The organism is Bacteroides muris (ex Fokt et al. 2023), assembly GCF_024704895.1.
Taxonomy (GTDB): Bacteria; Bacteroidota; Bacteroidia; order Bacteroidales; family Bacteroidaceae; genus Bacteroides; species Bacteroides muris.
Genome location: NZ_JAMZEE010000080.1, coordinates 1 through 5,417, shown reverse-complemented (window position 1 = coordinate 5,417; position 5,417 = coordinate 1). Strand labels below are relative to the sequence as shown.

Here is a 5,417-nt window from a genome sequence, read left to right as displayed (position 1 = left end):
CGGAGTTCACCGATGACCAAGGAGAACATCTCCTGTAAGGTAATTTCATTTCTGCTCATTTCCAATTTATTTATAAAAGGTTTACTTTACAAGTATATACAATAAAATGAAGAAAAACAGAAGCTTATAATGTATTTCTTCATTTTAGCCAGTCTTTCAGAATGAACTCAAATATATTTCTTATATTTGCGAAAAAAGTCGCATTGAAAAAAGTCGCAATATGAATAATCCATTTAAATTCGGTACGATTGTAGACGGTGAATACTTTACGGATAGAGTAGCGGAACAAGAAAAAGTAAGAGAGATACTTGCAAGTGAGAATCACCTGATACTTATTAGCCCACGACGTTTCGGCAAGACCAGCCTCGTTCAAAAAGTAACGAAAGGGTTGTCACGTCCCGTTTTTCAGTTGAACCTGCAGTTGGTAACAGACACAGCCGACTTTGCTGCTCGATTATTGCGGATTGTGCTTCAACAATATCCTATGGAACGTCTGAAACATCTCATCACTCACTTTCGTTTTATTCCCACCATTTCAACCAATCCCATGACGGATGGCATAGAAGTTTCATTTCAGCCGTCAATGGATGGTTTCATTCTGCTGGAGGATGTATTCACACTGATTGATAAACTGGGCATGAAGAATCCACACAAGAAACCGATTGTAGTACTGGACGAATTCCAAGAAATACGTACATTGGACAAGAGTCTGGATAAAAAATTGAGGTCTATTTTACAGACTTACAATCATGCCAACTACATTTTCTTAGGTAGCCAGGAATCGATGATGCAGGAAATCTTTGAGAAAAAGAAATCTCCTTTCTATCATTTTGGATATTTGATGAAGTTGGGTAAGATTCCTCAAGATGACTTCTATGAGTTTCTCAAGAATGGCTTTCTTCTCTTGGGTGAGGATATGGATGCTGAAACGATAGGCCGCAGCATTCTGTCGTTCACCAATTGTCATCCCTATTACACCCAGCAACTGGCTTACCAGACATGGAATGACTGGAAACAAAACGGTTATAGTGATACTTTGGTGGAAACTGCCATTACAGAGTTGACCCATGTACACGATATGGATTATGAACGTTTATGGAGCACTTTCAATAAAACAGATAAAAAAGTTTTGATAGGCTTAACTATGCAGATGGGGACTCCGTCCAGCCTTCCTTTTCTACAAGCTGTCGGTATTGATTCTCCAAGTACTGCTTTCAGTAGTTTGAAGCGACTTGGACAACAAGGATATGTGATACGTAATGAGGGGTATGAACTGGATGACCCTTTCTTCAGAAGGTGGATTGAAGTAAAGAGAGAAGGGTGATAGAAAGAGGAAATCCTTGTTGGGTTTCGTATCATTTCAGCATATTGAGTTTTATGCTTATCATGTCTTTATATGATATTTGCATCTCCTCCGGTAGAAAAGAGAGACTGATGAACTCCATCCATTCGGTCACGTGCATCTATTTTCCAGCTCTTTTCCGCAATGTCAAGCAACCATCCTTCGGGTATCAGCCCGTCGAAAAAAGGAAACAGCACTTTGTCGTGATAGGCTTTCTCTGTCAAGGGTAATGTGAGACTGACAGCTTCTGCAACATCCGACTGCAGGAACTCCGTATCGTACTGGAAGGTATAGCCATCCTCATCCTCTGTGAGGATACCGGCTTTTATTCCTCGGAGATTTATCAATGCCTGCTTCATCATTCGTCAGTTTTAGTTATAGGTACTGCGCCAACTTCGCTGCCGAACAAAGACAGTAGCTGGTTTACCTTGTCCAACCGCAGCGTCTGTTTGCCTTGTTCCAATTCACGGACAAAGCGCAAGCCTACCCCTGACTTTTCCGAAAGTTCCACTTGGGTCAGATTGTGCTGCTTACGCATTGCTTTTACATATTTGGATAATGTTGTTTGTTCCGTATATTCCATTTTTATACCCTTCAGGGTACAAAGATAGAATATATTTTCATTATTACACCCATAAGGGTATAAAAAGATTAAAGGAGAAAGAGATTATATCTTTTCGGGTATAAATTAACTGAAATATCAAAGTAATGATGAAACATGGAGAATACAGAAAGGGTGTGCTAAAAATGGCACACCCTTAACTCATCTTTACTATTTGTAAGCTTAGACCGATTCTGTTTATATTTTAGTTTGCAGAATTTGGTTTAACTGTTACATTGATATCAGCTTTCTTTGTATAGCCCCAGATGTCTTTTACTGTAACATTCTAATATCACAATAAAGAGGATTGTCCATATCTTCTGTAAGTAGGACCGGCTCTATAATTTCCTTTACTGTACGAACCATAAAGATAAAGGGCCTTTAATGGTAACTTCTCCGCTACCATTTCCTTATAGCGTTTGGCAAGGTTTATAGCTTGTTCTCTATCCATAATTGCAACTCTTTAGTTTGGCTCAAAAGTTCAGCACAGTATTTTCTTTGGTTAAGCTCTTCATTAATCTTTCCTTATAAGAGGGGTAACGGGCTTCTATATTAAGAGGTTCAAGCTTGTCTATAAAGTCTAACTGTTCCTCCGACAATTGCTTGTCCAATCCCGTTCTCTCCGCAGGTCTGGATAGTGAATGTATCTTTAGAGGAACTTCCATTAAGCAATTAGTTCAATATGCTTTGAGAATTTTCTCTATTATTTGATGGCACATGAAACCGACATAAAGATAACGGCCTGTAAGCAGCATTTTGCTGTTTTCAAATCATAATCTGACATCGCAATCCAATAGGTTACTTGACTATCCGTATTTCGAGTCTTTAGAATAAAGATAGTTATACAAATAAATTGAATGAGTATAAGATTCAAGAAAGAAACCATTAAAGCTTATTCCTCTGCAACCAAAGTTGAAAGAACTGATCATATACTTGATAGATGCCTTTGTCATACGTAATAAAATCTTTTTCCAGTAGTCCTTTTACTGCCGAAGAGACGGAACTGGCAGATTGCAACCTGTATTTACGTACAAAGTCACCGCTTGAGATAGCCTTGGCTTTTCCCTCTGCTGCGATTGCCATAAATGCAATTCGCTGCTTTTCGGGCATCTGATATAACAAGGCATCGTATGTATCAGCAGAAAAGTCCAGAAGGTCGTTAATGGCAGTATCTATCATTGAGGGAATACATATTTCTCCAGCTCCGGTCATGGAAAATAGAATGTTCATGACCTTTTGCATATACGAAGTTATGCCATTGAAGCGATTATATAATTCTGCTACGACTAATGTATCTAAACGTTTGCCTGCCAGTTCAAAGTTCTTATGACAGAACTCTGCGTATTTGTCAACAGAAATGGGAGGCAGGTTTATTAATGTAACTGATTGATAGAATGGACGTGCCGGAGAAGTAAACATTGCTCCCATCAGATGCCTATGAGACCCGGAGAAGACAAAGTGCGCGTTGGAACAGCGTTGTATGTGTGTCCGTAATGCCGCTTCTATGTTGGGGTCGTCTGTATATTTGGTTATTTGCTGGAACTCATCGATAGCGATTAGACAAGGTTTTCCGGCATTGTTCAGATAGGAGAATATTTCATCCAATGTTGCAGAGGGATTGGTTATGGCGCCCAGTCCGATTCCCCAGGTAGGCTGTCCATTCATGTCGAATGTTATTTCGGAACGGAGGGAGGCCAGTACATTCAAGAAGGTACCCCATACGGATTTTCCTTTTGGACGTAGTTCATCCAGTACAGCCTTGCCGAAAACATTCACAAAATCGCGTACAGAGCTTGTGGCATAGATGTCGATGATGAAAGTGTGATAATGCTCCTTGATTTCCGACTGTCCAAAACAATGCCGCAGCAAGTCTGTTTTGCCTAATCTGCGTGGGGAAATCAATGCAATGTTATTCTCATTCATCAAAAGTGAGACGATTTTAGCCGTTTCTTTCTCTCTGTCACAGAAATATTCCGGTGATACATAGCCGTTTGTAACAAATGGATTTTTCATATAATTACTTGTTTACAGGCAAATATAGAAAAAATATCATATTCGTCATTAATTGATTATCATAAAATGATAATTACGCTAAAGGCAAACTCATGGACATAATGATATACAACGAGGGATATGAATTGGATGACCTGTTTTCCAGAAAGTGGATTGTGATGAAAAGAAAAAGAATAATGAAAAAGAGGAAATTCCGTCCGGGAAAATCCTCTTCTATGCAAATATTTTACTCTTCAGCTTATTCCTGATATTTCACTTTTGTTCCCAAAGCATCGTGGCGCATTTCGCGCTCACTTCGGTAAAGCTTTTCATCTTTTAAATAATAATATTCCTGATAACCTCCAAATTCGATATTGGCATACTCTAAGTGGTCTTCGGCCTTGCAAGACTTCCATGTACCTTCATATTTCACTGAATCAGAGAAAGTGATGAGGGTGGTTGAGTCTGCACGGAGTTCAAACCTTACGCCATTTTCCGTTATGAATGTACCGGCGAAAGAATGAGTAGACTCTGTACTGTTAGTATTGGTACAAGAATATAAAAAACCGAAAGCTATTGTCAACATAGCCAAAATCGTTCGTCTCATTGTTCTTTTGTTTTTATAGAAAAGAGAGTGCTTCTTTTCCGGAAACACTCTCTTTTATTAGTTATCTGCAGTGATGATTATCTTTGAGCAGGAGTACCAGAGTTCTTCTTAACATCAACTTCGAATGTCAAAGTGAATGTCTTCCACTTGTAACCGAACTTCACAGGGATGAACAATTTGTAATCCCAGTTAACCGGAGTACCGCTGTAGTTGTTGTAAGTCAGAGTTTCATCTGCCTGGTTGTAAACAACCTTAGTATTAGAAGGCAGAGGACCGTTTGTTACACCATCAGTCGGAACCAAGTTGCCGTTAACCAGTTGCAAGTTAGACTTGATTTGGTCTGTCATCCATTCGCCCGGAACTACTTCGTAGAATTCCCACAATTCTTTCTGCAAGCCAGTGGTATTGGCTACAATATACTTTTTGCCTGATTCGTCAGCATTCCAAGAAACATAAGTGAAGGCACCCTTAACATCGATTGTGCTACCACCTACAGTTGCATCAGTAAAGTTTTCAGTTTCACCTGTAGTTACTGTCAACGGTTCAATGATAAATGCGTCATATTCCTTGATAGTTGCAGTGTGAGCAGCAGCCAACAGAGGAGCTGTAGCGCAAGCGTCGTCATAACATACGTCGGCAACCAACTTGATGGGAACAGACTTACCTACGAGAGCCTTGGCAGCTTCTGTCGGAGTGTCGCCGCTACGCGGTGCGTGAGTCGGATTTGCTTCTTCCAGCTTGATGTTGTAAGTGATTTCGTTAGCATTCAGCTTGTTGGGAGCATAGTTCACAATCTCAGCAGCTTTCTTGCCGTCGATGTACAGGATTGTTCCGTCAGGACTTACAGTCGCAGTCTTTTCAACAACGCTTGTACC

At 39.9% G+C, this 5,417-nt stretch carries 6 protein-coding genes and 2 pseudogenes; 1 reads left to right on the top strand and 7 read right to left on the bottom strand.

Annotated features, from left to right (window positions below; all coding sequences use genetic code 11):
- Positions 1-220: 220 nt before the first annotated feature.
- A complete protein-coding gene (locus M1B78_RS18135) occupies positions 221-1,324 on the top strand; it encodes an AAA family ATPase (RefSeq protein WP_257941457.1) in 1,104 nt (367 codons plus the stop codon).
- Between the two features lie 68 nt (positions 1,325-1,392).
- Here the strand turns inward: M1B78_RS18135 and M1B78_RS18130 are convergent, their stop codons facing one another.
- The 7 genes and pseudogenes from M1B78_RS18130 to M1B78_RS18100 form a co-directional block, all read right to left on the bottom strand.
- Positions 1,393-1,701, bottom strand: a complete 309-nt coding sequence (locus M1B78_RS18130) for a HipA N-terminal domain-containing protein (RefSeq protein WP_176469522.1) — start codon at positions 1,699-1,701, stop codon at positions 1,393-1,395.
- The gene (locus M1B78_RS18125) at positions 1,701-1,925 is read right to left on the bottom strand and encodes a helix-turn-helix transcriptional regulator (protein WP_120141287.1); all 225 of its coding nucleotides are present in this window, start codon (positions 1,923-1,925) and stop codon (positions 1,701-1,703) included. The genes M1B78_RS18130 and M1B78_RS18125 overlap by 1 nt, the downstream gene beginning before the upstream one ends.
- Positions 1,926-2,235: 310 nt before the next feature.
- Complete coding sequence (locus tag M1B78_RS18120) at positions 2,236-2,394, bottom strand: nucleotidyltransferase domain-containing protein (RefSeq protein WP_257932513.1); 159 nt, start codon at positions 2,392-2,394, stop codon at positions 2,236-2,238.
- A 22-nt stretch (positions 2,395-2,416) separates the two neighbouring features.
- A pseudogene (locus M1B78_RS18115) lies at positions 2,417-2,662 on the bottom strand (HEPN domain-containing protein).
- A gap of 166 nt (positions 2,663-2,828) precedes the next feature.
- On the bottom strand, positions 2,829-3,956 hold the full coding sequence (locus M1B78_RS18110; protein ID WP_257941456.1) for an AAA family ATPase: 1,128 nt from the start codon (positions 3,954-3,956) through the stop codon (positions 2,829-2,831).
- A 238-nt stretch (positions 3,957-4,194) separates the two neighbouring features.
- On the bottom strand, positions 4,195-4,542 hold the full coding sequence (locus tag M1B78_RS18105; RefSeq protein ID WP_022401132.1) for a hypothetical protein: 348 nt from the start codon (positions 4,540-4,542) through the stop codon (positions 4,195-4,197).
- A 77-nt stretch (positions 4,543-4,619) separates the two neighbouring features.
- Positions 4,620-5,417: pseudogene (locus M1B78_RS18100) on the bottom strand (hypothetical protein); the annotation flags it as partial.

What these genes read in the sequence shown, in the direction of transcription:
- M1B78_RS18135 (WP_257941457.1), top strand. Translation starts at nt 221, where the DNA reads ATGAATAATCCATTTAAATTCGGTACGATTGTAGACGGTGAATACTTT.
- M1B78_RS18130 (WP_176469522.1), bottom strand. Translation starts at nt 1,701, where the DNA reads ATGAAGCAGGCATTGATAAATCTCCGAGGAATAAAAGCCGGTATCCTC.
- M1B78_RS18125 (WP_120141287.1), bottom strand. Translation starts at nt 1,925, where the DNA reads ATGGAATATACGGAACAAACAACATTATCCAAATATGTAAAAGCAATG.
- M1B78_RS18120 (WP_257932513.1), bottom strand. Translation starts at nt 2,394, where the DNA reads ATGGATAGAGAACAAGCTATAAACCTTGCCAAACGCTATAAGGAAATG.
- M1B78_RS18110 (WP_257941456.1), bottom strand. Translation starts at nt 3,956, where the DNA reads ATGAAAAATCCATTTGTTACAAACGGCTATGTATCACCGGAATATTTC.
- M1B78_RS18105 (WP_022401132.1), bottom strand. Translation starts at nt 4,542, where the DNA reads ATGAGACGAACGATTTTGGCTATGTTGACAATAGCTTTCGGTTTTTTA.